The 26,792-nt window shown below is 74.0% G+C and carries 26 protein-coding genes and 1 riboswitch; of the genes, 23 read left to right on the forward strand and 3 right to left on the reverse strand.

Translation table 11 applies throughout. The features are described from left to right. Window positions 1-2 precede the first annotated feature (2 nt). Both fmt and V6U81_RS15130 read left to right on the forward strand, forming a co-directional pair. Window positions 3-929 (forward strand): methionyl-tRNA formyltransferase, encoded by a 927-nt coding sequence (gene fmt / locus V6U81_RS15125; protein ID WP_334489664.1) that lies wholly within the window; start codon window positions 3-5, stop codon window positions 927-929. Further along, entirely contained in the window at window positions 926-2,467 is a 1,542-nt protein-coding gene (locus V6U81_RS15130) for an RsmB/NOP family class I SAM-dependent RNA methyltransferase (protein ID WP_334489666.1), read from the forward strand. Before fmt ends, V6U81_RS15130 begins: the two co-directional genes overlap by 4 nt. A 27-nt stretch (window positions 2,468-2,494) precedes the next feature. On the opposite strand, the gene V6U81_RS15135 is transcribed toward V6U81_RS15130, so the two are convergent. Together V6U81_RS15135 and V6U81_RS15140 are read right to left on the reverse strand one after the other, a co-directional pair. Further along, window positions 2,495-3,385 carry a septum formation family protein gene (locus V6U81_RS15135; protein ID WP_334489668.1) on the reverse strand — a complete coding sequence of 297 codons (891 nt, stop codon included), beginning with the start codon at window positions 3,383-3,385 and terminating at the stop codon, window positions 2,495-2,497. An 85-nt stretch (window positions 3,386-3,470) separates the two neighbouring features. Continuing rightward, window positions 3,471-4,433, reverse strand: coding sequence for a septum formation family protein (locus V6U81_RS15140; RefSeq protein ID WP_334489670.1), 963 nt, complete (start codon window positions 4,431-4,433; stop codon window positions 3,471-3,473). Window positions 4,434-4,615: 182 nt separating this feature from the next. Here V6U81_RS15140 and rpe point away from each other — a divergent pair, with 182 nt between their 5' ends. The 19 genes from rpe (at window position 4,616) to V6U81_RS15235 (ending at window position 22,522) form a co-directional block, all read left to right on the forward strand. After that, window positions 4,616-5,296 carry a ribulose-phosphate 3-epimerase gene (gene rpe / locus V6U81_RS15145; protein WP_334489672.1) on the forward strand — a complete coding sequence of 227 codons (681 nt, stop codon included), beginning with the start codon at window positions 4,616-4,618 and terminating at the stop codon, window positions 5,294-5,296. A gap of 1 nt (window position 5,297) precedes the next feature. Continuing rightward, the gene (locus V6U81_RS15150; protein WP_334489675.1) at window positions 5,298-6,257 is read left to right on the forward strand and encodes a GGDEF domain-containing response regulator; all 960 of its coding nucleotides are present in this window, start codon (window positions 5,298-5,300) and stop codon (window positions 6,255-6,257) included. A gap of 74 nt (window positions 6,258-6,331) precedes the next feature. Beyond that, a riboswitch (FMN riboswitch) is annotated at window positions 6,332-6,505 on the forward strand. 151 nt (window positions 6,506-6,656) lie between these two features. Further along, window positions 6,657-7,718 carry a bifunctional diaminohydroxyphosphoribosylaminopyrimidine deaminase/5-amino-6-(5-phosphoribosylamino)uracil reductase RibD gene (gene ribD / locus V6U81_RS15155; RefSeq protein ID WP_334489677.1) on the forward strand — a complete coding sequence of 354 codons (1,062 nt, stop codon included), beginning with the start codon at window positions 6,657-6,659 and terminating at the stop codon, window positions 7,716-7,718. Window position 7,719: 1 nt separating this feature from the next. Beyond that, window positions 7,720-8,349, forward strand: coding sequence for a riboflavin synthase (locus tag V6U81_RS15160; RefSeq protein WP_334489679.1), 630 nt, complete (start codon window positions 7,720-7,722; stop codon window positions 8,347-8,349). Next, the gene (gene pnuC, locus V6U81_RS15165) at window positions 8,349-9,047 is read left to right on the forward strand and encodes a nicotinamide riboside transporter PnuC (RefSeq protein WP_334489681.1); all 699 of its coding nucleotides are present in this window, start codon (window positions 8,349-8,351) and stop codon (window positions 9,045-9,047) included. Before V6U81_RS15160 ends, pnuC begins: the two co-directional genes overlap by 1 nt. Window positions 9,048-9,084: 37 nt before the next feature. Further along, the gene (locus V6U81_RS15170) at window positions 9,085-10,350 is read left to right on the forward strand and encodes a bifunctional 3,4-dihydroxy-2-butanone-4-phosphate synthase/GTP cyclohydrolase II (RefSeq protein ID WP_334489683.1); all 1,266 of its coding nucleotides are present in this window, start codon (window positions 9,085-9,087) and stop codon (window positions 10,348-10,350) included. Between the two features lie 3 nt (window positions 10,351-10,353). Next, window positions 10,354-10,854 (forward strand): 6,7-dimethyl-8-ribityllumazine synthase, encoded by a 501-nt coding sequence (gene ribH, locus V6U81_RS15175; RefSeq protein ID WP_334489685.1) that lies wholly within the window; start codon window positions 10,354-10,356, stop codon window positions 10,852-10,854. 258 nt (window positions 10,855-11,112) lie between these two features. After that, entirely contained in the window at window positions 11,113-11,376 is a 264-nt protein-coding gene (locus tag V6U81_RS15180; RefSeq protein WP_013732805.1) for a phosphoribosyl-ATP diphosphatase, read from the forward strand. Window positions 11,377-11,421: 45 nt separating this feature from the next. Beyond that, window positions 11,422-12,267, forward strand: coding sequence for an ATP phosphoribosyltransferase (hisG, locus tag V6U81_RS15185; protein ID WP_334489695.1), 846 nt, complete (start codon window positions 11,422-11,424; stop codon window positions 12,265-12,267). A 73-nt stretch (window positions 12,268-12,340) separates the two neighbouring features. Further along, the gene (locus V6U81_RS15190) at window positions 12,341-12,814 is read left to right on the forward strand and encodes a PH domain-containing protein (RefSeq protein WP_334489698.1); all 474 of its coding nucleotides are present in this window, start codon (window positions 12,341-12,343) and stop codon (window positions 12,812-12,814) included. Between the two features lie 367 nt (window positions 12,815-13,181). Then, window positions 13,182-13,832 (forward strand): translation initiation factor IF-3, encoded by a 651-nt coding sequence (gene infC / locus V6U81_RS15195; RefSeq protein WP_334489701.1) that lies wholly within the window; start codon window positions 13,182-13,184, stop codon window positions 13,830-13,832. A 19-nt stretch (window positions 13,833-13,851) separates the two neighbouring features. After that, window positions 13,852-14,046 carry a 50S ribosomal protein L35 gene (gene rpmI / locus V6U81_RS15200; protein ID WP_007458415.1) on the forward strand — a complete coding sequence of 65 codons (195 nt, stop codon included), beginning with the start codon at window positions 13,852-13,854 and terminating at the stop codon, window positions 14,044-14,046. A gap of 32 nt (window positions 14,047-14,078) precedes the next feature. Next, window positions 14,079-14,471 (forward strand): 50S ribosomal protein L20, encoded by a 393-nt coding sequence (rplT, locus tag V6U81_RS15205; RefSeq protein ID WP_109944367.1) that lies wholly within the window; start codon window positions 14,079-14,081, stop codon window positions 14,469-14,471. Between the two features lie 29 nt (window positions 14,472-14,500). Then, window positions 14,501-15,340 carry a TrmH family RNA methyltransferase gene (locus V6U81_RS15210; RefSeq protein ID WP_334489722.1) on the forward strand — a complete coding sequence of 280 codons (840 nt, stop codon included), beginning with the start codon at window positions 14,501-14,503 and terminating at the stop codon, window positions 15,338-15,340. 214 nt (window positions 15,341-15,554) lie between these two features. Further along, on the forward strand, window positions 15,555-16,637 hold the full coding sequence (pheS, locus tag V6U81_RS15215) for a phenylalanine--tRNA ligase subunit alpha (RefSeq protein WP_334489725.1): 1,083 nt from the start codon (window positions 15,555-15,557) through the stop codon (window positions 16,635-16,637). Window positions 16,638-16,676: 39 nt separating this feature from the next. Beyond that, the gene (gene pheT / locus V6U81_RS15220) at window positions 16,677-19,223 is read left to right on the forward strand and encodes a phenylalanine--tRNA ligase subunit beta (RefSeq protein ID WP_334489728.1); all 2,547 of its coding nucleotides are present in this window, start codon (window positions 16,677-16,679) and stop codon (window positions 19,221-19,223) included. 265 nt (window positions 19,224-19,488) lie between these two features. After that, entirely contained in the window at window positions 19,489-20,700 is a 1,212-nt protein-coding gene (locus V6U81_RS15225; protein WP_334489730.1) for a nucleotide sugar dehydrogenase, read from the forward strand. Next, window positions 20,697-21,488: a glycosyltransferase family 2 protein gene (locus tag V6U81_RS15230; protein ID WP_334489732.1), complete on the forward strand. Its 792-nt coding sequence runs from the start codon at window positions 20,697-20,699 to the stop codon at window positions 21,486-21,488. The genes V6U81_RS15225 and V6U81_RS15230 overlap by 4 nt, the downstream gene beginning before the upstream one ends. A gap of 8 nt (window positions 21,489-21,496) precedes the next feature. Next, entirely contained in the window at window positions 21,497-22,522 is a 1,026-nt protein-coding gene (locus V6U81_RS15235) for an NAD-dependent epimerase/dehydratase family protein (RefSeq protein WP_334489735.1), read from the forward strand. A gap of 49 nt (window positions 22,523-22,571) precedes the next feature. Here V6U81_RS15235 and V6U81_RS15240 read toward each other — a convergent pair whose 3' ends face one another. Beyond that, on the reverse strand, window positions 22,572-24,314 hold the full coding sequence (locus V6U81_RS15240; RefSeq protein WP_420884029.1) for a beta-1,3-glucanase family protein: 1,743 nt from the start codon (window positions 24,312-24,314) through the stop codon (window positions 22,572-22,574). 280 nt (window positions 24,315-24,594) lie between these two features. Here V6U81_RS15240 and argC point away from each other — a divergent pair, with 280 nt between their 5' ends. After that, entirely contained in the window at window positions 24,595-25,596 is a 1,002-nt protein-coding gene (gene argC, locus V6U81_RS15245; RefSeq protein WP_334489740.1) for an N-acetyl-gamma-glutamyl-phosphate reductase, read from the forward strand. Beyond that, the gene (argJ, locus tag V6U81_RS15250) at window positions 25,593-26,765 is read left to right on the forward strand and encodes a bifunctional glutamate N-acetyltransferase/amino-acid acetyltransferase ArgJ (protein ID WP_334489743.1); all 1,173 of its coding nucleotides are present in this window, start codon (window positions 25,593-25,595) and stop codon (window positions 26,763-26,765) included. Before argC ends, argJ begins: the two co-directional genes overlap by 4 nt. Window positions 26,766-26,792: the final 27 nt, after the last annotated feature.

Below are 26,792 nucleotides of genomic sequence, written 5' to 3' on the forward strand. Positions count from 1 at the left end.
CGGTGCGCCTGATCTTCGCCGGTACGCCGGCCGTCGCCGTCCCCGCCCTGGCCGCCGTGCACGCCTCCGGGCACGAGTTGCTGGCCGTCGTCACCCGGCCCGACGCCCCCGCCGGGCGCGGTCGCGGCCTGGTCCGCTCGCCCGTCGGCGCCTGGGCCGACGAGCACGGCATCGAGGTGCTCACCCCGGCGAAGCCGCGCGAGCCGGAGTTCCTCGACCGGCTGCGCGAGCTCGCCCCCGACTGCGTCCCCGTGGTGGCGTACGGCGCGCTGGTCCCGCCGGTCGCGCTGGAGATCCCCCGGCACGGCTGGGTGAACCTGCACTTCTCGCTGCTGCCCGCCTGGCGTGGCGCGGCCCCCGTGCAGCACGCCGTGCTGCACGGCGACGAGCTGACCGGCGCCAGCGTCTTCCAGCTGGAGCAGGGGCTGGACACCGGCCCGGTCTACGGCACGCTGACCGACGAGGTCCGGCCCACCGACACCTCCGGCGACCTGCTGGAGCGGCTGGCCCACTCCGGCGCCGGCCTGCTGGTGGCCGTCCTCGACGCGATCGAGGCCGGCACCGCGCGCGCCGAGCCGCAGCCCGCCGACGGGGTGTCGCTGGCCCCCAAGCTGACCGTGGAAGACGCCCGGGTCCGCTGGGCCGACCCGGTCTTCGCGGTGGACCGGCGGATCCGCGCCTGCACCCCGGCGCCGGGTCCCTGGACGACCTTCCGGGGCGAGCGGGTGAAGCTCGGCCCGGTCACTCCGGTGGCGAACGGGCCCGACCTCAAGCCGGGGGAGCTGCTGGTCGAGCGCTCCCGGGTGCTCGCCGGCACGGCGACCCTCCCGGTGCAGCTGGGCGAGGTCCGGGCGGCCGGCAAGAAGGCCATGCCGGCGGCCGACTGGGCGCGCGGCGTCCGGGTCGGCGCCGGGGAGGAACTCGCGTGACGGGCCCGACGGAACGGCCCGAGCGACGCTCCGACGACCAGCGCCCCACCGGCGGCGAGCGGCGCCCCGACCAGCGGTCCGAGCGTCCGTACGGCGGTCCGCGCGGGGACCGGCCCGACCGGCCGACGCGCGGCGGCGACCGCGGTGGATTCGACCGGCGCGGCTCCCGCCCGGTACGACCCGCCGTCGACCTGCCCCGGCACGCGGCGTACCAGGCGGTGGCGGCGGTGCACCGCGACGACGCGTACGCCAACCTGGTGCTCCCGCTGATCCTGCGCGAGGAGGGGCTGCACGGCCGGGACGCCGCCTTCGCCACCGAGCTCACCTACGGCTCACTGCGGCACACCGGCACCCTCGACGCGATCCTCACCGACGCGGCCGGGCGGGACGTGGAGCGCATCGACCCGCCGGTCCGCGACGCGCTGCGGCTCGGGGCGTACCAGCTGCTGCACACCCGGGTGCCGGCGCACGCGGCGGTCTCCTCGACCGTGGACCTGGTCCGCTCGGTCGCGCCCGGGGCGACCGGTTTCGCCAACGCGGTGCTGCGCGAGGTGGCCAGCCGGGACTCCGACGCCTGGGTGGCGAAGCTCGCCCCGTCGATGGAGAGCGACCCGATCGGGCACCTGGCCCTGGCGTACAGCCACCCGCGGTGGATCGTGCGGGCGTTCGCCGACGCGCTCGGCGGCGACCTGGGCGAGACGACCCGGCTGCTGATCGAGGACAACGAGCGGCCACCGGTGCACCTGTGCGCCCGGCCGGGGCTGGCCGACCCGGTCGAGCTGGCCGACGAGGTCGGCGGCGCGCCCGGCGCCTTCTCCCCGTACGCCGTCTATCTCGGCGGCGGCGCGCCCGGTGACCTGCCGGCGCTGGCCGACGGCCGGGCCCACGTGCAGGACGAGGGCTCGCAGCTGGTGGCGAACGCGCTGGCGGTCGCGCCGCTGGACGGGCCGGACGCACGCTGGCTCGACCTGTGCGCCGGCCCGGGCGGCAAGTCCGCCCTGCTCGGCGCGCTCGCCGCGCAGCGCGGGGCCCGGGTGACCGCCGTGGAGGTCTCCGAGCACCGGGCCCGGCTGGTCGAGCAGACCACCCGGGGTCTGCCGGTGTCCGTGCTGCACACCGACGGCCGCACGGTCGGCGCCGACCCGCAGCTGCCGGAGCAGCACTTCGACCGGGTGCTGGTGGACGCCCCGTGCACCGGGCTGGGTTCGCTGCGCCGCCGGCCGGAGTCGCGCTGGCGGCGTCAGCCGTCGGATCTGCCGCCGCTGACCCGGTTGCAGCGGGAGCTGCTCGCCGCCGCGCTGCGCGCGGCCCGGCCGGGCGGCCTGGTCGCCTACGTGACCTGTTCCCCGCACACCGTGGAGACGCACGTGACGGTGACCGAGGCGGCCCGGCGGGCCGAGGTGCCGGCGGACTTCGTCGACGCCCGTACCCTGCTGCCCGCCGGCATGCCGGGGCTGGGTGACGGTCCGACGGTGCAGCTCTGGCCGCACCGGCACGGCACGGACGCGATGTTCCTCGCGGTGCTGCGCCGCGGCTGACCGCGCGGGGCGCGCGGGGCCTGTCGGTCAGCGGACCGGCAGGCCCCGCGCGCCGACGCCCTTGAGCGAGCGGGTCAGGGTGCGGTCACTGAGCCACAGGAAGCACTGCACGCCGCGGTTGCCGCTGCGCCACTCCCGCTCGAAGGGGTGGTAGAAGATCGACCCCGCGCGGAACCGCACGTCACCGTCGTTGGGCACCCCGGTGTACCGGGCGATCACCCCGAGGCATCCCTTGTGGACCGCGCCGCTGTCCCGGGTGAACGCCGCGTAGCCGACGTTCGGCGCCTGCCACACCCCGGCGAACTCGGCGTGGTGCCGGGCGTTGCACGAAACGGCGACCATCGCCTGGACGTCGTCGCGCACGACGGTCGGGTTGAAGCAGCCCAGCTTGAGGGCGCCGGCGCCGGCCAGGGCGCCCCGGAGGCTACCGGTGCGCGGGTTGGCGCCCGGGTCGTCGAGGCTTCTGATCTCCGTGACGTCGCAGCGGAACCAGCGCGCCCCACCGGTCCAGGCCGGCGGGGACGGGAAGATCACCGCGAGGCCCAGCCGACCGGAACGCCAGTCGGCGCCGACGGCCCGGCGCACCTCCCGGTCGCACTCGGCGCGGGCGGCGAGGCCACCCGGGGAGCCGGCGGCCGGGGGAGTGGCGGGCCGGGCGGCGGCACCGGTGAGGACCCCGACGTGCAGGGTCTCGGCGCGGTGCGGCGCGGCGCAGTCGACCGGGTTCCAGCCGCTGAGGTAGCCGATGTCCTGCACGCCGAGGTGGCAGGCGCCACTGGTGGGGCGGAAACCCTTCGGCGCGGCCAGCGCCGGCCAGTCGTCGGCGATGTCCCGGTCCACCCCGGCCGGCGCGGCGCAACCGGTCAGCGCCAGGGCCGCCAGTGCGCTCACGGCGACCGCCGTCCACCACCGCCGCATCGCACCGACCCTCCGCCGTCGTGGCCGCGGCGCCCGCCCCGGTCACCGGGGGGCGCCACGGTGCGGCAGCATACGGCACCACGGCTCAGATCGCGGGTAGTCCCTTCGGGCCGGCGCCGCGCATCGAGCGGGTCAGCTTCCGGTCGTCGCTCCACAGGAAGCAGCGGATGCCCCGGTCGCCCTCGTCCCACTCCCGCTGCGACGGCGGATAGAAGATCGACCCCGCCCGGTACGGCAGGTCGCTGTTGTTGGGCACCGCGGCGAAGCTGGCGATCAACGCCATGCACCGCCGGTGCACCTGCTGATTGGCCCGGCCGAACTGCGCCCAGGTCATGTCCCGTTCGAAGTAGACGCCGACGAACTCGGCGCGGTGCGGCTCGGTGCAGAGCACCGGGGCCATGTAGTTGAGGTTGTTGCCGATCAGCTTCGGGTCGAAGCAGCGGTGGGTGAGCGGGTTGTCGCCGATCATCGCGCCGCGCAGGCTGCCGGCCCGGTTCACCGGCCGGGTGTTGTCGATGCTGTCGGTCTCGCTGAGGTCGCAGCGGAACCAGCGGGCGCCGCCGTTCCACGCGGGCGCGGTGGGCAGGGCGATGTTCATGGTCAGCCGGGCGGAGTGCCAGTCGCCGCCGAGCACCTCGCGGGCCCGCTGGTCGCACTCGGCCCGCGCGGGGCGCAGCGCGGCGGAGCCGGGCTCGGGCCGGGCGCCGGAGACCACCGCGCCGGTGAAGGTGCCGACGTGGATCGCCTCGGCCAGATGGCTGCGCGCGCAGCTCACCGTCTCGTAGGTGCTCGCCTGCACGATGGCGGTGATCCGGGGCAGGCAGGCGTCGGTGGCCGGTACGAAGAGCTGCGGCACGGGCAGCGCCGGCCAGTCGTCGAACAGGTCACCGTCGGCCCGGTGCTGCTGCACGCAGCCGCTCATCACCGCCGTCGCCGTGCCGGCCAGCGCCAGCGCCACGAGCCACCGTCGCATCGTCCGCCCTTCCCGGGAGCTGAAGCCGGTCGCCGCGACCCGTGCGGCGTTGCCCCGCCGCCGGGCGTGCAGCATTGTGACCGTCCCTGATGGAGTCTTGCCGCGTTTCGGTCGATCGGCCACTCGCTGATGGCCTTTCGTCCGGTTTCCTGTTCCGTGGGGCCCAATTCTGCACCACCGGTCACACCCGGGTCACGGCGCGTTCCCGGGGGAGCCGCGCTGTCCCGGGCGGCTGGCCGCGTTCGTACACTGGCCCGGTGACCGTACCGCCGCCGATCGTCGCGCCCAGCATCCTCGCCGCCGATTTCGCCCGCCTCGCCGACGAGGTCCGTGCCGTGGAGAACGCCGCGGACTGGCTGCACGTCGACGTGATGGACAACCACTTCGTGCCCAACCTGACCATCGGCCTGCCGGTGGTGCAGAGCCTGCGGGCCGCCACCCAGATCCCCTTCGACGTGCACCTCATGATCACCGATCCGCGGCGCTGGGCCCCCGGCTACGCCGACGCGGGCGCCTACAACGTCACCTTCCACGCCGAGGCCTGCGACGATCCGGTGGCGCTGGCCAAGGACCTCCGCTCGGCCGGCGCGAAGGCCGGGCTGGCCATCGACCGGGACACCCCGATCGAGCCGTACCTGGAGCTGCTGCCGAGCTTCGACACCCTGCTGATCATGACGATCAAGGCCGGCTTCGGCGGGCAGCGGTTCATCCCGCAGATGCTCGACAAGGTGAGCGCCGCCCGCCGGCACGTCGACGCCGGGCACCTGGAGCTGCGCATCGAGGTGGACGGCGGGATCGCCGCCGACACCATCGAGCAGGCCGCCGCCGCCGGTGCGGACGCCTTCGTCGCCGGCACCGCCGTCTACGGGGCGGCCGACCCGGCCGAGGCGGTCCGCCGCCTGCGCGGCCTCGCGGAGCGCGCGTCCGCCGGGGCCTGAGATGGATCCGGAGGGCGACCGCCCCGATGTCATCCTGGTCGTCGACGACGACGAGGACATCGCGCGGTTCGTCGAGTTCAACCTGCGGTTGCACGGCTTCGAGGTGATCCACGCCTCCGACGGCCAGGAGGCGCTCGAGGTGATCGAGCGGGAGCGGCCGGACCTTGCCGTGGTCGACCTGATGATGCCGCGGATCGACGGTCTGGAGCTGACCCGGCGGCTGCGCGCCGACCCGATGACCTCCGCCCTGCCGGTGATCATGCTGACCGCCAAGGGGATGACCGTCGACAAGGTGCACGGCCTCAGCGCCGGCGCGGACGACTACCTGGTCAAGCCCTTCGACACCGCCGAGTTGATCGCCCGGGTCAGCTCCACGCTGCGCCGCAACAAGGAGTTCCGGGAGGTCTCCCCGCTGACCGGGCTGCCCGGCAACAGCCGGATCCGCCGGGAGATCAGCGACCGGGTCCGCAGCGGCGTCGACTACGCCGTCGGCTACATCGACATCGACCGGTTCAAGAGCGTCAACGACCGGTACGGCTTCGTCCGGGGCGACGAGTTCATCTCCGCGCTGGCCCGCAGCCTGCACCGGGCGGTGGTCTCGATCGGGTTGCCGCCGGCCTTCCTCGGCCACGTCGGCGGGGACGACTTCGTGATCGTCTGCACCCCCGAGCAGATCCGCCCGCTCACCTCCCGCGCGGTGGTCGACTTCGAGAAGTCCGCCGACACCCTCTACGACCCCACCGACCGGGAGCGCGGCTTCGTCGAGCTCAAGGACCGCCGGGGCAACATCCGCCGGGCCGCCCTGGTCACGCTCTCCATCGGGGTCTCGCTCTCCGACGCCAAGAAGCGCTTCACCGACCCGCTCGTCGCCATCGCCGTCGCCTCGGAGATGAAGACGGTGGCCAAGAGCCAACCCGGGTCGTACGTCGCGGTGGACCGGCGGCGCGCCGACGGGGTGTGAAGTAGGGGTGTGAGGTACCTCGCCGGGGTGGCGTACACCCCCGCCTGACGTGTAAGACTTCGCATGTACCCACCACGCGCTGGCGGGGCTCGGTGAAATTCCGAACCGGCGGTGATCCACGGTCCGACCGTGGTAAGCCCGCGACCCGGACGGCTTGTGCCGCCCGGTGGACCTGGTGAAAATCCGGGGCCGACGGTTGGGAGCGGGAGGTTTCCGCACCCAGAAAGTCCGGATGGGAGACAGCGCGCGGGGACGGGGCGGGCCCGCGTGGGTCGCTGTGATCCAGCCACGCGTGGGCTCCCCGGGGGCCGGCTCTGCCGTTCCCGGATTCCGCCGCCGCCTGCCCGCGGCTCCTCCCGTACCGCCCGCGCGCGGACCGGCGAGTGAGAGGGCAGGAGCATGGCCGGCGTCTCCGTCGAAGAGGCGATGCGTCGTGCCGTCGTGCTCGCCGCCCGTGGCCTGGGCACCACCAGCCCCAACCCGGTCGTCGGCTGCGTGCTGCTCGACGCCGACGGCACGATCGTCGGGGAGGGTTTCCACGCGTACGCGGGCGGACCGCACGCCGAGATCGTCGCGCTCGCCCAGGCCGGGGAGCGCGCCCGGGGCGGCACCGCGGTCGTCACCCTGGAACCCTGCGACCACACCGGCCGCACCGGCCCCTGCAGCCTCGCCCTGATCCAGGCCGGCGTCGCCCGGGTGGTGATCGCCGTGCCGGACCCCAACCCGGTCGCCTCCGGCGGCGCCGCCACGCTGCGGGCCGCGGGCGTCCAGGTCGAGCTCGGGGTACGCCGGCCCGAGGCCGAGGCCGGCAACATCGCCTGGCTGACCTCGATGCGGCGGGGCTGGCCGTACGTGATCTGGAAGTACGCCGCCACCCTCGACGGCCGCTCCGCGGCGGCCGACGGCACCAGCATGTGGATCACCTCGGAGGCGGCCCGGATCGACGTGCATGCGCTGCGCGGCACCGTCGACGCGGTGATCGCCGGGGTGGGCACCGTGCTGGCCGACGACCCCCGGCTGACCGCCCGGAACCTGCGGGACGGCTCGCTGGCCATCCGCCAGCCGCTGCGGGTGGTGGTGGACAGCGCGGGGCGTACCCCGGCCGCGGCGCGGGTCCGCGACGGCGCCGCCCGGACGTGGATCGCCACCGCCGCGGAGGTCGGCGCCGGCCCGGACGGTCGGGTCGACCTGCCCGCGCTCCTCGCCGAGCTGCACCACCGGGGCGTGCGGGCGGCGCTGCTGGAGGGCGGCCCGCGGCTCGCCGGCGCGTTCCTCGCCGCCGGCCTGGTCGACAAGGTCGTCGGGTACGTCGCGCCGAAGCTGCTCGGCGCCGGCCCGACCGCGCTGGCCGACGCCGGCGTGACGACCATCGCCGACGCCATCGATCTGGACATCACCGACGTTACGCAGGTCGGTCCCGACCTGCGGATCACCGCGCTGCCCCGGAAGAGGGAGGCCTGACATGTTCACCGGCATCGTCGAGGAGCTGGGCGAGGTCGTCCGGATCGCCGACACCGGGGGTGACTCCGCGCTGGTCGCGATCCGCGGCCCGCTGGTCACCTCCGACGCCCGGCACGGCGACTCCATCGCGGTCAACGGGGTCTGCCTGACCGTGGTCGACGTCGACGGGGGTGTCTTCACCGCCGACGTGATGGGGGAGACGCTGCGCCGCTCCGCGCTGGGCGTGCTGCGCCCCGGCGACCAGGTCAACCTGGAGCGGGCCGCCGCACTGAACAGCCGCCTCGGCGGCCACCTGGTGCAGGGGCACGTCGACGGGGTGGGCGAGGTCGTCGCCCGGGAGCCCGCCGAGCAGTGGGAGACGGTCCGGTTCCGGCTCCCCGCCGCCCTGTCCCGGTACGTGGTGGAGAAGGGCTCGATCACCATCGACGGCGTCTCGCTGACCGTCGCCGCGGTCGGCGACGACTGGTTCACCGTCGGGCTGATCCCCACCACCCTGAAGCTCACCACGCTCGGCGCGAAGGGGGCCGGCGACCCGGTCAACCTGGAGGTCGACGTGCTGGCGAAGTACGTGGAGCGGCTGCTCGGCGACCGGCTGGCCGGCGGCGGGGCCGTACCGGGTGGTGAGCGCTGATGGGCCCGCTCGGGTGGCTGCTCGACGCCCAGGTCCAGGTCGCCGGTTCGCCGGTGCTGGTCCGGGAGATCGTCGGCAACGTCTTCGGCCTGGCCTCCGCGCTGTTCGGCCTGCGCCGGCTGGTCTGGGCCTGGCCGGTCGGGATGATCGGCAACGCGCTGCTGTTCACCGTCTTCCTCGGCGGGGCCTTCGCCACCCCGCAGGCGCACGACCTGTACGGCCAGGCCGGCCGGCAGGTGTTCTTCTTCGCGGTCAGCGTCTACGGCTGGTGGCGCTGGTCGCGCAACCGCCGGGCCGGAGCCGGTGACGAGGCCGCGGTGACGCCCCGCTGGGCCACCGGCCGGGAGCGGCTCGGACTGCTGCTGGCCGCCGCCGTCGGCACCGCCGCCGGGTACCCGGCGCTGGCCGCGCTCGGCTCCTGGGGTCCGCTGCCCGACGCCTGGATCCTCACCGGCAGCCTGCTCGCCACCTACGGGATGGCCCGGGGCTGGGTCGAGTTCTGGCTGATCTGGATCGCCGTCGACGCGGTCGGCGTGCCGCTGCTGCTGCGCGGCGGCTTCTACCCGTCGGCGGCCATGTACCTGGTCTACGGCGCGTTCTGCGTCTGGGGTTTCGTCGCCTGGTGGCGGACCTCGCGGGCCGCCACCCGCACGGCGTCCCGGCCGATTCCGCCCACCTACTCGGAGGTCGTCGCATGAGCGAGCGAATCATCAGGTTCAGCGCGGTGGTGCCGGCATGAGCGCGTTCGCCAGCATCGAGCAGGCGGTGGCCGACATCGCCGCCGGCCGGCCCGTCGTCGTGGTCGACGACGAGGGCCGGGAGAACGAGGGCGACCTGATCCTCGCGGCCGAGCTGGCCACGCCGGAGCTGCTCGCGTTCATGGTCCGCTGGACGTCCGGGTACGTCTGCGTCGCGCTGACCGAGTCGGAGTGCGACCGGCTGGACCTGCCGCCGATGCACCACACCAACCAGGACCGCCGGGGCACCGCCTACACGGTGACGGTGGACGCCCGGGAGGGGATCAGCACCGGCATCTCGGCGGCCGACCGGGCGCACACCATCCGGCTGCTCGCCGATCCCGGCACCGACCCGACCGACCTGTCCCGCCCCGGGCACGTGGTGCCGCTGCGGGCCCGGGAGGGCGGCGTGCTGCGCCGCCCCGGGCACACCGAGGCGAGCGTCGACCTGACCCGGCTGGCCGGGCTGCGCCCCGCCGGCGTGCTCTGCGAGCTGGTCAACGACGACGGCACCATGATGCGGGTGCCGGACCTGGAGAAGTTCTGCGCCGAGCATGCGCTGACCCTGATCACCATCGCCGACCTGGTGGCGTACCGGCGGCGGCACGAGAAGCAGGTCGAGCAGGTCGCCGACGCCCGGATGCCCACCCCGTACGGGGTGTTCCGGGCGCTGGGCTACCGCGCCGAGCACGACCCGGCCGAGCACGTGGCGATGGTCTTCGGGGAGATCGGCGACGGGCGGGACGTGCTGGTCCGGGTGCACTCCGAGTGCCTCACCGGGGACGTCTTCGGCTCGCTGCGCTGCGACTGCGGGCCCCAGTTGCAGGCCTCCCTGGCCCGGGTCGCCCGGGAGGGGCGGGGCGTGGTGCTCTACGTGCGCGGGCACGAGGGGCGCGGCATCGGGCTGCTGCACAAGCTCCAGGCGTACCAGCTCCAGGACCAGGGACGCGACACCGTGGACGCCAACCTCGACCTGGGGCTGCCGGCCGACGCCCGGGACTACGGCACCGGCGCGCAGATCCTCTACGACCTGGGCGTGCGCTCGATGCGGCTGCTGACCAACAACCCGGCCAAGCGGGCCGGGCTGGAGGGGTACGGCCTGACCATCACCGGCCGGGAGGGGCTGCCCATCCGGCCGCACCCGGAGAACGTGCGTTACCTGCGGACCAAGCGGGACCGGATGGGTCACCTGCTGGACGAGCTGGACGAGGTGACCGAGGCCCCGATGGGCCACCCGGTCCCCGGCGACGAGATCGGAGCGTAAGACATGGCGGGTTTCGGTGAACCGGGGGTGAGCACGGTGGACGCCGCCGGGCTGACCGTCGGGGTGGTGGCCGCGCGCTGGCACGGCGACCTGACCGACCACATGCTGGACCGGGCCGTGACCGCGGCCGAGGCGTGCGGGGCCCGCGCGGTCGTCGCCCGGGTGGCGGGCTCGGTGGAGCTGCCGGTGGTGGCCCAGGCCCTCGCCCGCCGCTGCGACGTGGTGGTGGCCCTCGGCGTGGTGGTCCGCGGCTCGACGGCGCACTTCGACTACGTCTGCCGGTCGGTGACCGACGGCCTGACCCGGGTGGCCCTGGACGAGGGGAAGCCGGTGGCGCACGGGGTGCTCACCGTGGAGACCATCGAGCAGGCCCGCGACCGGGCCGGGCTGCCCGGCTCCGCCGAGGACAAGGGCTGGGCGGCGACCGTCGCGGCGCTCGACGCGGCGCTGGCGATCCGGGGGGTGGCCGCGGCCTCCGGCCAGCGGGTCGGCTTCGGCGGCTGAGCACCCGCCGGTCGGTGTCCCGATCGACTCGACTGCGCCGAGGTGGCGGTCTCCGGACGTCCCGGAGACCGCCACCTCCGCGTTCCGGAGCGGATCTGGCGGGCGGTCACGCCATCGGCCGTCATGGTTGACTGGCCCGCTGGTGCTGGAGGAACCCGTCCCACCCGCGCCCTGGCCGCTGCCGGACGGCGTGGGGAAGATGACGCGCCCGGACCCGGAGCGCGCGGTGCCCGGCGGTGACTGGAAGAATCCGGTCCCGTGAAGACGTTCGAGGAGTTGTTCGCCGAGTTGCAGGCCAAGGCCGCCGCCGGCACCCCGGGCTCGGGCACGGTCGCCGCCCTGGAGAAGGGCGTGCACTTCATCGGCAAGAAGGTCGTCGAGGAGGCGGCCGAGTCGTGGATGGCCGCCGAGCACGAGGGGCCGGAGCGGACCGCCGAGGAGATCTCCCAGCTGCTCTACCAGGTCCAGGTGCTGATGCTCGCCAGCGGTCTCGAGCTCAAGGACGTCTACCGACATCTGTGAGTGCGCCCCGTCGTTGATCAGAATCGATCGAAGGAGCACTCCGTCATGCTGCGTGTCGCCGTACCGAACAAGGGCGCCCTGGCCGAGAAGGCCGCCGAGATGCTGCGCGAGGCGGGCTACCGCCAGCGCACCGACCCGAAGGACCTGGTCTGCCGGGACGAACCGAACGACGTCGAGTTCTTCTACCTGCGCCCGAAGGACATCGCCACCTACGTCGGCTCGGGTGACCTCGACGTCGGGATCACCGGCCGGGACCTGCTGATCGACTCCGGTTCGCCGGCCGAGGAGGTGGTGGACCTGGCCTTCGGTCGGGCCACCTTCCGCTTCGCCGCCCGCCCGGAGGACGTGCACTCCGTGCAGGAGCTGGGCGGGCACCGGATCGCCACCGCGTACCCCGGGCTGGTCGAGCGGTACCTCGGCGAGCTGGGCGTCAAGGCCGACGTGATCCGGCTGGACGGAGCGGTGGAGAACGCGATCCGACTCGGCGTCGCCGACGTGGTCGCCGACGTGGTGGAGACCGGGGCGACCCTGCGCCAGGCCGGCCTGGTGGTCTTCGGCGACCCGCTGCTGCGCTCGTCGGCGGTGCTGGTCCGCCGGGTCGGCGCGCCGGTGCACCCGCAGTCGGAGCAGCTGCTGCGTCGCCTGCACGGCGTCCTGGTGGCCCGCCGGTACGTGATGCTCGCCTACGACGTGCCGGCCGGCCTGCTCGACCGGGCCAGCTCGCTGACCCCGGGCATCGAGTCGCCGACGGTCTCCCCGCTGCACCGGGAGGGCTGGGTGGCGGTCCAGGCCATGGTGCTCCGCGACGACGTGCACCGGATCATGGACGAGCTCTACGAGCTGGGCGCCCGCGCCATCCTGGTCACCAACATCCACGCCTGCCGGCTCTGACCTCGGGGGTCCGCGCCGCCGCGTGGCGTGTGGCGGCGTCCGGCCGGGCGAGGGCGGGTGGCAGACTGGTGGGGTGAGTGATACCGAGCTGATCCGCCTCAAGCCCCGTCGCATCCGGGTGGTCTGCTGGGCCTCGGCGGCCGCGCTGCTGGTCGTCTTCACCCTGGTGGCGACGTCGCTGACCGGGGCGACCGGCGAGGGGTACGGCAGCTTCCAGCGCGGCGACCAGTTCGCGATGGTCGGTCTGGGCGTCCTCGGCGCGCTGGGCATCCTGCTCTTCACCCGTCCGCGGGTCGAGGCGGACGCCCGCGGCGTGCGGGTGCGCAACGTGATCGGCTCGTACGACCTGCCCTGGGAGGTCGTCCGCGGGGTGCGCTTCGACCGGGGCGCCCCCTGGGCCAGCCTGGAGCTGCACGACGACGACCTGCTGCCGATGGTCGCCCTCCAGGCCGCCGACAAGGAGAGCGCGGTGGAGGGCGTCCGGGCGCTGCGCCGGCTGCACCAGGCCCACCTGGCCGGCCTCGCCGGCGGCCGCCCCGTCGGCTGAGCGCCGCCGGGGCCGGTGAGCGCCCGGCACACCCACGTTGACCTGCGGGCCCGGTTTGGGTGCCGACGGGGCGAGGGTGTACTGTTGCCGCGTCGACCAGACCGCCCCCGTTCCGACGTGTGGGCAGTCCTGAAGCGGAGCGCCTGCTCCCACCCGAGTCGCCCCAGACGGTGGCCGGGTCCCGGTCACCGGTTCCGGGCACGTCCCGGGCCCGGATGCGCGATCATATGATCGTGCCGACCGGTCGAGCGGGCCCTGGCATGTGCCGGGGCCTTCTGCTTTCCGGGTCGGCTCCCGCCTGGGAGCCCGTGGAGTCGGCACCGTAGGAGACTCGACTCGAGGAGGCCCCATCAGCGTCGAACCACGCGTGAACGAGCAGATCCGGGCACGTGAGGTCCGACTGGTCGGCCCTGAGGGTGAGCAGGTGGGCATCGTCCCGCTGGAGCGCGCCCTGCAGCTGGCCGCGGACGTCGACCTGGACCTGGTCGAGGTTGCGCCGATGGCGCGCCCGCCGGTGTGCAAGCTCATGGACTTCGGCAAGTTCAAGTACGAGAGCGCACTCAAGGCGCGCGAAGCGCGGCGTAACCAGCAGCAGACCGTCATCAAGGAGATGAAGCTCCGGCCGAAGATCGACCCGCACGACTACGAGACCAAGAAGGGTCACGTGGTGCGGTTCCTCAAGGCCGGCGACAAGGTCAAGGTGACGATCATGTTCCGCGGTCGCGAGCAGAGCCGCCCGGAGCTGGGTTACCGGCTCCTGCGCCGGCTCGAGTCGGAGATCACGGATCTGGGATACGTCGAGGCCGCTCCGAAGCAGGACGGCCGAAACATGATCATGGTGCTCGCCCCGCACCGGGCCGTGAAGGCCTCCGCGGTTGCCGCCACGGCGTCCCGCGGTGGACCTCGGGAACGGGCCGCGGAGGAGTCCGGTGCTCCGGAGGCCGGCGAGACCCCGGAGGCCGGCGAGACCGCAGCAGCCGGTGAGACCGGCCCGACCGCTGACACCAGCGGCCAGTAACAGGGAGAAGACGTTCCACATGCCGAAGATGAAGAGCCACACGGGTATGGGCAAGCGGGTCAAGGTGACCGGCAAGGGCAAGATCGTTGCCCAGCAGGCCGGCCTCCGCCACAACCTGGAGAAGAAGCCCTCCACCCAGACCCGCCGGCTGACCGGCACGGTCGTGCTGGCCAAGGCTGACGTCAAGCGCATCAAGAAGCTGCTCGGCCGCTGACGCGCGCCACCTGAACCGAAGAAGGAGTTGAGATGGCACGCGTCAAGCGGGCTGTGAACGCCCAGAAGAAGCGTCGTACCCTGCTGGAGACCGCGAGTGGTTACCGCGGTCAGCGCTCCCGGCTGTACCGCAAGGCCAAGGAGCAGGTGCTGCACTCGATGCAGTACGCCTACCGGGACCGTCGCGACCGCAAGGGCGACTTCCGGCAGCTCTGGATCCAGCGCATCAACGCTGGCGCCCGGGCCAACGGCATGACCTACAACCGGCTGATCCAGGGCCTGCGCCTGGCCGGCATCGAGGTCGACCGCAAGATCCTGGCCGACATGGCCGTCAACGACGCCGCGGCCTTCGCCGCGATCGTCGAGCTGGCCCGGGCCGCCGTGGCGGCCGAGGGCACCGGTGGCGCCGCGGCCCAGGCCGCCTGATCCACCCACAGCAGATCGAGGCGTCTCCCATGCAGTCAGCATCGCGCGGGAGGCGCCTCGAGGCTGTCTCCGGCCCGTTCACCCCGCGTACCCCCCGGATCGTCGCCGCCCGCCGGCTGCAGCGCCGCCGGGACCGCGACGCCGCGGGCCGGTTCCTGGCCGAAGGGCCGCAGGCGGTCCGCGAGGCCCTGGCCCGGGCCGGCACGGTCACCGAACTCTTCGGTACGCCGGCCGCCCTCGACCGGTACCCCGACCTCGCGGCGCAGGCCGCCCACGCCGACGTGCCGGTCTCCGAGGTGACCGACGAGGCCCTGGCGGCGCTCGCCGAGACCGTCGCCCCGCAGGGCCTGGTCGCCGTCTGCCAGCACCTCGACGTGCCGCTGGAGACCGCCCTGGCCCGCGGCCCGCGGCTGGTCGCGGTCCTCGCCGAGATCCGCGACCCGGGCAACGCCGGCACGGTGCTGCGTACCGCCGACGCGGCCGGCGCGGGCGCCGTGGTCTTCGCCGGTGACGCGGTCGACCCGTACAACGGCAAGTGTGTGCGGGCGTCGGCCGGCAGCCTGTTCCACGTCGACGTGGTCCGCGCCCCCGACCCCCTCGAGGTGGTCGCCGCGCTGCGGGCCGCCGGGCTCACCGTGCTCGCCACGACCGGGTACGGCGACAGCGACCTCGACGACGTCATCGACTACGGGCGGCTCGCCGCCCCCACCGCGTGGATCTTCGGCTCCGAGGCGCACGGGCTGCCCGAGGAGCTGACCGCCGCCGCGGACGCCCGGGTCCGGGTGCCGCTGCACGGGCGCGCCGAGAGCCTGAACCTGGCTGCGGCCGCCGCCGTCTGCCTGTACGCTTCAGCGAGAGCGCTGCGCTGACCTCGTCAGCCGCACACGCAACACAGGGGAGTCGTCCGATGATGAACGCGCCACGGCGTTCGTTTAGCCAGCCCGCCGGTGTCGGCGGGCGGCGGGCCTGACCCTTCCTCCTGCGCGTAACTCCCACCGGCGGGCTGCGGCACAGCCGCGCGTCCGTAGACTCGCCTAGCCGCCCGGAAGGGCCGGCGCCGCCGTGAGGGAGTGCCCGTACGCCATGAGCTACCGCAACGATCCGTACGACCCGAAGCAGGTCGCCCTGCTGGACCCGGCCGCCCTGGCCGAGGCCGTCGCCGCCGCCGAGCAGGCGTTCGCCGGGGCCGCTGACCCCGACGCGCTGACCGCGCTGCGCCCCGCGCACCTCGGTGACCGGGCGCCGGTGTCGCTGGCCCGCCGGGAGATCGGCGCGCTGCCGCCGGCCGCGAAGTCCGACGCCGGCAAGCGGGTCAACGAGGCCCGCCGGGCGATCGAGTCCGGGTACGCCGCCCGCGCCGAGGTGCTGGAGCGGGAGCAGGCCGCCCGGGTGCTGGTCGAGGAGCGGGTCGACGTGACCCTGCCCTACGACCGCCACCCGCGTGGCGCCCGCCACCCGCTCAACCTGCTGATGGAGCAGATCAGCGACCTCTTCGTCGGGATGGGCTACGAGGTGGCCGAGGGTCCCGAGGTCGAGCTGGAGTGGACCAACTTCGACGCGCTGAACATCCCCCCGGACCACCCGGCGCGCGGCCTGATGGACACCTTCCACATTGCCCCGCCGCCCGGCGCCGACAGCTCCGGTCTGGTGCTGCGTACGCACACCTCCACGGTGCAGACCCGTACGATGCTGACCCGCAAGCCGCCGATCTACGTGATCGTGCCGGGGCGGGTCTACCGCACCGACGAGGTCGACGCCACCCACAGCCCGGTGTTCCACCAGGCCGAGGGGCTGGTGGTGGACAAGGGCATCACGATGGCGCACCTGCGCGGCACCCTGGACCACTTCGCCCGGGCGATGTTCGGCGAGGGCGCGAAGACCCGCTGGCGGCCGCACTACTTCCCGTTCACCGAGCCGTCGGCGGAGTTCGACGTCTGGTTCCCGGAGCACCGGGACGGTCCGCAGTGGGTCGAGTGGGGCGGCTGCGGCATGGTCAACCCGCGGGTGCTGCGCGCCTGCGGCATCGACCCGGAGGTCTACTCGGGCTTCGCGTTCGGCATGGGCATCGACCGGACGCTGATGGTCCGGCACGGGGTGAGCGACATCCGGGACCTCTTCGAGGGCGACGTCCGGTTCACCCGGGCGCTGGGCACCGGGACGGCGTAGGCGATGCGGGTACGTACAACGGAGACGGTGGTCTGAGTCATGCGAGTTTCTGTCAGTTGGCTGCGGGAGTACGTCGACCTCCCCGCCGACCTGCCCGCCGAGGATCTGGAGCAGGCGCTGGTCGACCTCGGCATCGAGGTCGAGTCCATCGTGGACCTGCGCGCCACGGTCACCGGCCCGCTGGTGGTCGGCGAGGTCCGTGAGATCGAGGAGCTGACCGGGTTCAAGAAGCCGATCCGGTACTGCCGGGTCGACGTCGGCGCCGCCAACGGCACCGGTGAGCTGCAGGAGATCGTCTGCGGGGCGCGCAACTTCGCCCAGGGCGACCGGGTCGTGGTGATCCTCCCCGGCGGCGTGCTGCCGGGGGGCTTCGCCATCGGCGCCCGGAAGACGTACGGGCACACCTCCGCCGGCATGATCTGCTCGGCGAAGGAGCTGGGGCTCGGCGACGACCACTCCGGCATCATCGTGCTGCCCGAGGACACCCCGGCCAGGCCGGGCGACGACGCGCGGCCCGTCGTCGGGCTCGACGACGTCGTGCTCGAGCTGGAGATCACCCCCGACCGGGGGTACGCGCTGAGCGTGCGCGGCATCGCCCGGGAGCTGGGGCACGCCCTCGGTGTGCCGTTCCGCGACCCGGCCCTGGCGCCGGCGCCCGGCGGGACCGCCGAGCCGGCGTACCCGGTGCAGGTGCGCGACACGGTCGGCTGCGACCGGTTCGCCGCCCGGATGGTGCGCGGGATCGACCCGACCGCGCAGACGCCGGGCTGGATGCAGCAGCGGCTCACCGTGGCCGGCATCCGCAGCATCTCGCTGCCGGTCGACATCACCAACTACGTGATGCTCGAACTGGGCCAGCCGATGCACGCCTTCGACGCCGACCGGATCACCGGGCCGCTGGTGGTCCGTCGGGCCGAGCCGGGGGAGAAGCTGACCACCCTGGACGGGGTGGCCCGTACCCTCGCCACCGAGGACATGGTGATCTGCGACGACACCGGGCCGATCTCGCTGGCCGCGGTGATGGGCGGTGAGACCAGCGAGGTGGTCGGCGGCACCACGAACGTGCTCTTCGAGGCCGCGCACTGGGATCCGGCGATGGTGGGGCGCACCGCCCGCCGGCACAAGCTGTTCAGTGAGGCGGCGAAGCGCTGGGAGCGCGGAGTCGACCCGGCGCTGCCGCTGGTGTCGCTGGAGCGGGCGGTACGGCTGCTCACCGCGCACGGTGGCGGCGCGGTCGGTGCGGAGATCCTCGACCTCGACCACGTCCGGCCGATGTCGCCGGTGATCCTCCCGGCGGACCTGCCGTCGCGGCGGATCGGGGTCAGCTACTCCGCCGAGCGGGTGGTCGCCCTGCTGGAGCAGGTTGGGTGCACCGTCGTGCGGGGCGCCGACCGGCTGGGCGAGGACCCGGGCGAGGTGGGTGTGGCGGCGGGCGCCGGTGACGTGCTCACCGTGACCCCGCCGACCTGGCGGCCCGACCTCACCGACCCGGCCGACCTGGTCGAGGAGGTGGTCCGTCTCGACGGGTACGACCGGATCCCGTCGGTGCTGCCGACCGCGCCGGCCGGGCGCGGCCTGACCGCCGAGCAGCGTCGCCACCGGGCGGTCGCCCGTTCGCTGGCCGAGCGCGGCTACGTCGAGGTGCTGGCGCACCCGTTCGCGGCGACGGAGCTGGCCGACCAGCTCGGCCTGCCCGCCGACGACCCGCGCCGCCCGGCGGTGCGGCTGGCCAACCCGCTCTCCGAGGAGGAGCCGGTGCTGCGGACCACGCTGCTCGGCCCGCTGCTCGGCATCCTCAAGCGCAACCTGGGCCGGGGCCAGCGCGACCTGGCGCTCTACGAGATCGGCGCGGTGTTCCACCCGCGTCCCGGCGTCGGCAGCCCGCCCGCGATGGGCGTGGACCGCCGACCGACGGACGCCGAGTTCGCCGCCGCCGACGCGGTGGTGCCCCACCAGCCCCGGCACGTCGCCGTGGTGCTGGCCGGGGACATCGAGCCCGCCGGTTGGTGGGGCGCGGGCCGGGCGGCCGGCTGGGCGGACGCGGTGGAGGCCGGGCGCGCGGTGCTGGCCGCCGCCGACATCCCGGAGTCGCTGATCGAGGTGCGGGCCGCCGAGCACGCCCCCTGGCACCCCGGTCGCTGCGCCGCGCTGCTGGTCGACGGCACCGTCGTCGGCCACGCCGGCGAGCTGCACCCGGCCGTGGTGGCGACGCTGGAGCTGCCGAAGCGGACCAGCGCCATGGAGCTGGACCTGGAAGCGCTGCCGCCTGCGCCGGTGAGGCCCGCGCCGACCATCTCCGGCTTCCCGCCGGCGCTGATCGACGTGGCCCTGGTGCTGGACGAGTCGGTGCCGGCGGCCGAGGTGCGCAACGCCCTGGTCGACGGGGCCGGCGAGCTGCTCGAGGGGGTCCGGCTCTTCGACGTGTACGCCTCGCCGCAGCTCGGCGCGGGCCGCCGGTCGCTGGCGTACAAGCTCACCTTCCGGGCCCCGGACCGGACGCTGACCGTGGAGGAGGCGGTGGCCGCCCGCGACGCGGCGGTCGCCGTCGCCGCGGAACGCTTCGGCGCCACCCTGCGCGGCGCCTGACCGGCGCGGAAGGGCCCCCTCCTGCCACCTCGTGGGCAGGAAGGGGCCCTTCCGCGCGCGGTGCCCGGGATCGGCCGGGGCACGCCCCGCGTCGGCTCGATCCCGGGATCGTGAGCGGGCCGGCACCGTCCGTCACAGCATCGGCCGAATGGGCAACGGCCACGACGCTTTCGGCTACCCACCGGTCACCTGGGAGCGGTTAACCTGCTTGGATTCCGGCTATCGCCGGGATCACACCCCCCGCCACCCCCACGGGAGTCCAGTCATGTCCGAGCAAACGGGGCCGCCGCCGCTCTCCGTCGACGTCTGCATCGTCGGCGGCTGCGGTCGGGTCGGTCTGCCGCTGGGCATCGCGTTCGCCTCCCGCGGCCTCTCCGTCGTGCTGTACGACATCAACGCCGACGCCGTCGCGACGGTGAACGCCGGCACGCTGCCCTTCGCCGAGCCCGGCGCGGCGGAGGCGCTGGCCGAGGCGGTCGCCACCGGCCGGCTCCGGGCCACCACCGACCCGGTCGCGGTGGGCGGCGCCGAGCACCTGGTCGTGGTGGTCGGCACCCCGGTCGACGAGCACCTCAACCCGGACCTGGGCGCGGTGCCCCGGGCCCTGGACCGCTGTGCCGCGCACCTGCGCGACGGGCAGCTGGTGGTGCTGCGCAGCACCGTCTACCCCGGGGTGACCGCGCTGACCGAGAAGCTGCTCGCCGGCAAGGGCATCCGCGCCGACGTGGCGTTCTGCCCGGAGCGGATCGCCGAGGGTCGGGCGATGACCGAACTGTTCACGCTGCCCCAGATCGTCGCCGCCCGGACGCCGGGCGCGCTGGCCCGGGCGGAGAAGCTGTTCCGGCACCTGACCGACGAGATCGTCCCCCTCGAACCGGAGGAGGCCGAGCTGGCGAAGTTGTTCACCAACACCTGGCGGTACATCAAGTTCGCCACCGCCAACCAGTTCTGGATGATGGCCAATGACTTCGGGCTGGACTTCGCCCGGATCCGGCACGCGGTCGCGCACGAGTACCCGCGCGCGGCCGACCTGCCGATGCCGGGCTTCGCCGCCGGGCCGTGCCTGTTCAAGGACACCATGCAGCTGGCCGCGTTCAACCGGAACAACTTCGTGCTCGGCCACTCGGCGATGCTGATCAACGAGGGCCTGCCGCTCTACCTGGTGTCCCGCCTGGAGGACCGGTTCGACCTGTCCGAGCTGACCGTGGGCATCCTCGGGATGGCCTTCAAGGGCGGTTCGGACGATCCGCGGGAGAGCCTGGCGTACAAGCTGCGCAAGATCCTGGCGTTGAAGACCCGGGAGACGCTCTGCACCGACCCGTACGTGGTCGACGACCGGCTGCTCGGCCTGGACGAGGTGCTGGGCCGGGCCGACCTGCTGGTGATCGCGGCCCCGCACGAGCAGTACGCCCGGCTGGACACGGACAAACCGGTGATCGACATGTGGGGCCTGACCGGGACGGGGGTGCGGGTATGAGGCCACGGGTTTCGGTGATCGTGCCGGTCTACAACGAGGGCGAGGCGATCCTGCGCTGCCTGGAGCGGGTGCTGCGCGAGATGCTGCTCCCGGCCGAGGTGCTGATCGTGCACGACATGCCGGAGGACACCACCGTCCCGTACGTCGAGCAGATCGCCCGTACCGACTCCCGGGTGCGCGCGGTGCTCAACACGTACGGCCGGGGTCCGGCGAACGCGATCCGGTTCGGCATCGACGCCGCGCTGGCCCCGGTCGTGGTGGTCACCATGGCCGACGGCTGCGACGACCCGCGCCAGATCGACGAGCTGGCCCGACTGGTGGACCGGGGGGTGGTGGTCGCCGCCGCGTCCCGCTACATGCCGGGCGGCCAGCAGGTCGGCGGCCCCCGGTTGAAGCGGATGATGTCCCGCTGGGCGGGGCGCAGCCTCTACACCCTGGCCCGGGTCGGCACCCGGGACGCCACCAACAGCTTCAAGGCGTACGACACGGGGTTCGTCCGCGAGGTGGGCATCGAGTCGCGGACCGGCTTCGAGATCGGGCTGGAACTGACCGCCAAGGCCACCCGGCTGCGGCTGCCGGTCGCCGAGATCCCCACCATCTGGTTGGACCGGCCGCTGGGCGAGTCCCACTTCGACCTGGGCCGCTTCCTCCCCGGCTACCTGCGGTGGTACTTCTTCGCCTACGGTCGACGGCTGAGCCGGGAGAAACTGGCCGCCCGCGCGACCGCGGCGGCGGTGCCGGCGCCGCGCCCGGCGCGGGACAGCACCGAGTACGAGAAGACCGCATAGGAGCGCACGTGGCGAAGGTCCTGGTAACGGGTTCGGCCGGTTTCATCGGCGGCTACCTGGTCGAGGAGTTGCTGGGTCGGGGCCACGAGGTGGTCGGGATCGACAACTTCTCGAAGTACGGTCCGGTCACCCACAGCTACGACGACCACCCGAAGTTCCACTTCGTGGAGGGCGACGCCCGGGACGTCGACCTGCTCACCGAGCTGCTGGACGGCTGCGACCACCTGGTGGCCGGCGCGGCGATGATCGGCGGCATCTCCTACTTCCACGCCTACGCCTACGACCTGCTCGCCACCAACGAGCGGATCATGGCGGCCACCTGCGACGCGGCCATCCGGGCGCACCGCGAGGGTTCGCTGTCGAAGGTCACCTACCTCTCCTCGTCGATGGTGTTCGAGTCGACCGAGCACTGGCCGAGCCGGGAGGGCGACGAGCGGCGCATCCCGCCGCCGCTGTCGTCGTACGGCTTCCAGAAGCTGGCCGTGGAGTACTACGCCCGGGCCGCCTGGGAGCAGTACCGGCTGCCGTACACGATCGTGCGGCCGTTCAACTGCGTGGGCGTGGGCGAGGGGCGGGCGCTGGGCCAGGCCGAGGTGCTCTCCGGCAACGTCAAGCTGGCGATGTCGCACGTGGTGCCCGACCTGGTGCAGAAGATCGTCAAGGGGCAGGACCCGCTGCACATCCTCGGCGAGGGCCACCAGGTGCGGCACTACACCTACGGCGGGGACCTGGCCCGGGGCATCGCCACCGCGGTGGAGCACCCGGCCGCCGTCAACGACGACTTCAACCTCTCCACCGCCGAGTCGACCAGCGTGCTGGAGCTGGCCGAGCTGATCTGGCGCAAGATCAAGGGCCCGGAGGTGCCGTTCCGGCACGTCTCCGACGACCCCTTCGAGTACGACGTGCAGAAGCGGGTGCCGGACGTGACCAAGGCCCGGGAGGTGCTCGGCTTCACCGCCACCACCCCGCTCGACGTGATGCTCGACGAGGTGATCCCGTGGGTGACCCGGGCGGTCGAGGAGGGCCGGCTCTGACACCGGCGCCGCGCCCCGGGCGGTGGCAGCCACCCGGGGCGCGGCGGTCTCAGCCGGTGAAGGGCAGGTCCACCCGGGCGGCGTCGCCGACGGCCAGGCTGGTCGGGGTGGCGCCGATGGCGTTCCACACCTCGATCGTCACGGTGCCGCCGGCCAGGTCGCCGAGCGCGCCGCTGGCCGAGCGGATGCCCTGCGTCTGCCGGTAGTGCTCCCCACCGGGCACCGGGTCGGTGGCGAAGTACGCGTACGTCTCCACCCGGTCGACGGTGCCGTCCCCGGTGAGGTCGTACGACACCCGGGCCTGGACCCCGTCGCCCACCGCCGTCCCGGCGTCGACGGTGAGGTCGAAGGCGGTGGCCCCGCCGGTGTACCGGCCGGTGAGGCCTCGGGCGGTGAAGGATCGGGCGTTCACCGGGCTGCCGTCGTGGTTGCCGTTCGCCGCTGCGAGGGTGAGCGCGCCGGCCGGGCCGGCGGTCCCGGTGAGGGTCCCGTCGGCAGACAGGTACCGGGTCGGGTCCAGCGGCTGGTCACCCGGCGTGCCGGTGGGCGTGGGGCTGACGGTGGCAGTCGGCGTGGGGCTGGGCGGCGGGGTGCCGCCGACGCCGAACGGGCTCAGCTCGATGCCGGCGGCGCGCGGGTCGCCGTCGTGCACCAGGGACTCCTGGGCCTGTACGTCGTCGAAGGCGAAGCCGTACGCCCGGCCGTCGCGCATGGCGGCGTGGATGATCCGCGAGTAGTGGTTGGTCAGCTCGCCCCGGTAGAAGTCGGCCGGCCCGCCGCCGGGCTGGGTGTCGATGGTGCCGAGGGTGCCGCGGTGCAGCGCCGCGCAGAGCGTCCGGGCGATCGGCCCGACGACCAGGTCGTTCGGTGCGGCGAGCGTCCCGTCGCAGTCCCACACGTCGGCGCTGGACGGGCGGGTGAAGCTGGCCACCTGCCGGCCGGAGCCGTCGGTGAAGGTCATCGTGGCGCCGGTGGTCCGCCCGAGGTAGCGCACGTCGGGCCGGTCGGCGAAGGGCACCACGGTCAGCGTCCGGGTGGCGTACGCCTGCCAGGCCTGTGCGATGTACGGGTCCAGGTAGCCGGCGTCGAGGAGGCCGGCGTCGGCGGCCTTGCCGGGGGAGAGGACCCGCAGCACCGTCCCGTCGGCACGGGTCTGGACCGCGCCGCCCCAGCCGGGCTGCGCGCGGACGGCGTCGATCACCCGGGGTCGCCCGCCGTCGACGAGTTCGCCGGTGCGGCGGGTGGCGCCGTCCGCGCCGGTCACGCTCACCGCGTGCGGGACGGCGAACATGTCGACCTGGGAGCTGTTGAGCCAGAGGCCGGCGTCGGTGTAGGTGAACTCGGACCAGTCGAAGAGGATGTCCCGGTTGGGGTCGCCGGCCGCCCAGGGCGCGGGTTGGACGAGCCCGTCCGGGGTGAGGGCGAAGCGGAGCTTGTCGCCGAGGGAGAAGTAGACCCGGCCGGAGAGGTTGCGGGGGATCCGCAGCGTGCTGCTGCCGCCCTCGGCCGGTCCGGGGATCGCCACGTCGGGGGCGGGGGTGGGCGGCAGGCCGCCGGCCGGCCAGGGGGTGAAGGTCCCGGCGGCGTCGACGTACCCGAGCCGCCCGGTGCCGAGGTCGACCCCGAGCACGTAGAGGTGGACGGCCTCCGGCCGCCCGGTGTGGTTGGTGACGGTGAGCGGCAGCGGGGACGGGCCGACGGCCCGGGCGAGGGTCGCCGCGGTGCCGACGGAGGTGACGGTCGCCAGGACGAGCGCCACGAGGGCGCGGGTCCATCGCGTTCGGGTGCGCAACGCGGAACTCCTTCTCGCCCGGGCGCGGGCGGGGGATCGGGCCGGCGTGCCGCGCGGGCGGTGGTGGCGGGTGGCCGGGAAGCTGGTCGGAATGCGCCGACGAGGGCGGAATGCCGCCCGTGAGAGCGCTCTCTCAGCATGGGTGACGCATGCGTCGCTGTCAATCGACCGTGAGGCGGTGGCCCGGATCACCGTGACATGTCCATGCAGTGAGACGCATGAACTTGCAGAGGCGGGCCGTCCCGACTACCCTTTGCTGCATAGTCATGCGGAGGTGAGTATGGGCATCCGAGTCGCGGTCGCGGGAGCCAGCGGGTACGCCGGCGGCGAACTGCTGCGCCTGATCGCCGGGCACCCCGAGTTCGACCTCGTCGCGGCCACCGGGCACGCCCAGGCCGGCCAGCCCGTCGCCGCCGTACACCCGCAGCTCGCCGGCCTCGACCTGGTGCTCGGGGCGACCAGCCCCGCGGTCCTGGCCGACGCGGACCTGGTCTTCCTGGCGCTGCCGCACGGCCAGTCGGCGGCGCTCGCCGCCGACCTGCCCGAGACGGTGAAGGTGGTCGACCTCGGCGCCGACCACCGGCTGCACGACGCTGACGCCTGGGCCCGCTACTACGGCGGCCCGCACGCCGAAGCCTGGACCTACGGCCTGCCCGAGCTGCCCGGCCAGCGGGCCGCGATCGCCGCCGCCACCCGGGTCGCCAGCACCGGTTGCTACGCCGTCGCCACCACCCTCGCGCTCGCCCCGCTGATCGCCGCCGACGCGGTCTTCCCCGCCGACGTGGTGGTGGTCGCCGCCTCCGGCACCTCCGGCGCCGGCCGGGCCGCCAAGCCCCACCTGCTCGGCAGCGAGGTGATGGGCGACCTGTCCCCGTACAAGGTCGGCGCCCACCAGCACGTGCCCGAGATCAAGCAGGCCACCGGGGCGACCAGCCTCTCCTTCACCCCGGTGCTGGCCCCCATGCCGCGCGGCATCCTCGCCACCGTCACCGCGGTCCCCACCGGCGACGCCGACCCGCGCGACGTGTTGCAGCGGGCGTACGCGGACGAGCCCTTCGTGCACGTGCTGCCCGAGGGGGCGTGGCCGCACACCACCGCCACCGCCGGCGCGAACACCTGCCACCTGCAGGCATGCGTCGACCTCGACTCCGGCCGGGTCATCGTGGTCAGCGCGATCGACAACCTCGGCAAGGGCGCCGCCGGCCAGGCCGTACAGAACGCCAACCTCATGCTCGGCCTCCCCGAGACCACCGGCCTGTCGACCTTCGGAGTCGCGCCATGACAGTGACCAGCCCCAGAGGGTTCCGGGCGGCCGGCGTCGCCGCCGGACTGAAGAGCAGCGGCGCCGCCGACATCGCCCTCGTCGTCAACGACGGCCCCGACGCCGGGGTCGCCGGCGTCTTCACCGCCAACCGGGTCAAGGCAGCGCCGGTGCTCTGGACCCAGCAGGTCGTCCGCGGCGGCGTGGTCCGCGCCGTGGTGCTCAACTCCGGCGGCGCCAACGCCTGCACCGGCCCCGCCGGCTTCCAGGACACCCACGCCACCGCCGAGCACACCGCCGCCGCCCTCACCGCCAGCAGCCCCCGGCGGATGCTCGGCGCCGGCGAGGTCGCGGTCTGCTCCACCGGCCTGATCGGTGAGCGGCTGCCGATGCCGAAGCTGCTGCCCGGCGTCCGCACCGCCATCCGCGGCCTGGCCCGCGACGGCGGCACGGCGGCGGCCGAGGCGATCATGACCACCGACACCCGGCCCAAGACCACCGTCGTGCGGGGCAGCGGCTGGACCGTCGGCGGGATGGCCAAGGGCGCCGGCATGCTCGCCCCGGCCATGGCCACCATGCTCTGCGTGCTCACCACCGACGCGGTCGCCGGGGGCGAGGCGCTCGACGCGGCGCTGCGCGCCGCCACCCGGGTCACCTTCGACCGGATCGACTCCGACGGCTGCATGTCCACCAACGACACGGTGCTCCTACTGGCCAGCGGCGCCTCCGGCGTCGAGCCCACCGAGGCCGAGCTGACCGCCACCGTCACCGCCGCCTGCCACGACCTGGCCCAGCAGCTCATCGCCGACGCCGAGGGCGCCACCAAGCAGATCGCCGTCGACGTGGTCGGCGCGGCCGACGAGGACGACGCGGTCGAGGTCGGCCGCGCGATCGCCCGGAACAACCTGGTCAAGACCGCGCTCTTCGGCAACGACCCGAACTGGGGCCGGATCCTCGCCGCCGTCGGCACCACCACCGCCGCCTTCGAGCCGGACGGGGTGGACGTCGCCGTCAACGGGGTCTGGGTGTGCCGCTCCGGTGCCGCCGCCGAGGACCGCTCCAAGGTCGACCTGTCCGGGCGGGACGTGACGATCCGGATCGACCTGCACGCCGGCGTCGCCGCGGCGACGATCTGGACCAACGACCTGTCGCACGCGTACGTCCACGAGAACTCGGCGTATTCGACGTGAGCGCGAGGAACGCAGCGCAGCGGAGTC

It is taken from the genome of Micromonospora lacuserhaii, from assembly GCF_036902735.1.
In the GTDB taxonomy this organism is placed as follows: domain Bacteria; phylum Actinomycetota; class Actinomycetes; order Mycobacteriales; family Micromonosporaceae; genus Micromonospora.

What these genes read in the sequence shown, in the direction of transcription:
- V6U81_RS15135 (WP_334489668.1), bottom strand. Translation starts at nt 3,385, where the DNA reads ATGCGGCGGTGGTGGACGGCGGTCGCCGTGAGCGCACTGGCGGCCCTG.
- V6U81_RS15140 (WP_334489670.1), bottom strand. Translation starts at nt 4,433, where the DNA reads ATGCTGCACGCCCGGCGGCGGGGCAACGCCGCACGGGTCGCGGCGACC.
- V6U81_RS15150 (WP_334489675.1), top strand. Translation starts at nt 5,298, where the DNA reads ATGGATCCGGAGGGCGACCGCCCCGATGTCATCCTGGTCGTCGACGAC.
- ribD (WP_334489677.1), top strand. Translation starts at nt 6,657, where the DNA reads ATGGCCGGCGTCTCCGTCGAAGAGGCGATGCGTCGTGCCGTCGTGCTC.
- V6U81_RS15160 (WP_334489679.1), top strand. Translation starts at nt 7,720, where the DNA reads ATGTTCACCGGCATCGTCGAGGAGCTGGGCGAGGTCGTCCGGATCGCC.
- pnuC (WP_334489681.1), top strand. Translation starts at nt 8,349, where the DNA reads ATGGGCCCGCTCGGGTGGCTGCTCGACGCCCAGGTCCAGGTCGCCGGT.
- V6U81_RS15170 (WP_334489683.1), top strand. Translation starts at nt 9,085, where the DNA reads ATGAGCGCGTTCGCCAGCATCGAGCAGGCGGTGGCCGACATCGCCGCC.
- ribH (WP_334489685.1), top strand. Translation starts at nt 10,354, where the DNA reads ATGGCGGGTTTCGGTGAACCGGGGGTGAGCACGGTGGACGCCGCCGGG.
- hisG (WP_334489695.1), top strand. Translation starts at nt 11,422, where the DNA reads ATGCTGCGTGTCGCCGTACCGAACAAGGGCGCCCTGGCCGAGAAGGCC.
- rpmI (WP_007458415.1), top strand. Translation starts at nt 13,852, where the DNA reads ATGCCGAAGATGAAGAGCCACACGGGTATGGGCAAGCGGGTCAAGGTG.
- rplT (WP_109944367.1), top strand. Translation starts at nt 14,079, where the DNA reads ATGGCACGCGTCAAGCGGGCTGTGAACGCCCAGAAGAAGCGTCGTACC.
- V6U81_RS15210 (WP_334489722.1), top strand. Translation starts at nt 14,501, where the DNA reads ATGCAGTCAGCATCGCGCGGGAGGCGCCTCGAGGCTGTCTCCGGCCCG.
- pheS (WP_334489725.1), top strand. Translation starts at nt 15,555, where the DNA reads ATGAGCTACCGCAACGATCCGTACGACCCGAAGCAGGTCGCCCTGCTG.
- pheT (WP_334489728.1), top strand. Translation starts at nt 16,677, where the DNA reads ATGCGAGTTTCTGTCAGTTGGCTGCGGGAGTACGTCGACCTCCCCGCC.
- V6U81_RS15225 (WP_334489730.1), top strand. Translation starts at nt 19,489, where the DNA reads ATGTCCGAGCAAACGGGGCCGCCGCCGCTCTCCGTCGACGTCTGCATC.
- V6U81_RS15230 (WP_334489732.1), top strand. Translation starts at nt 20,697, where the DNA reads ATGAGGCCACGGGTTTCGGTGATCGTGCCGGTCTACAACGAGGGCGAG.
- argC (WP_334489740.1), top strand. Translation starts at nt 24,595, where the DNA reads ATGGGCATCCGAGTCGCGGTCGCGGGAGCCAGCGGGTACGCCGGCGGC.
- argJ (WP_334489743.1), top strand. Translation starts at nt 25,593, where the DNA reads ATGACAGTGACCAGCCCCAGAGGGTTCCGGGCGGCCGGCGTCGCCGCC.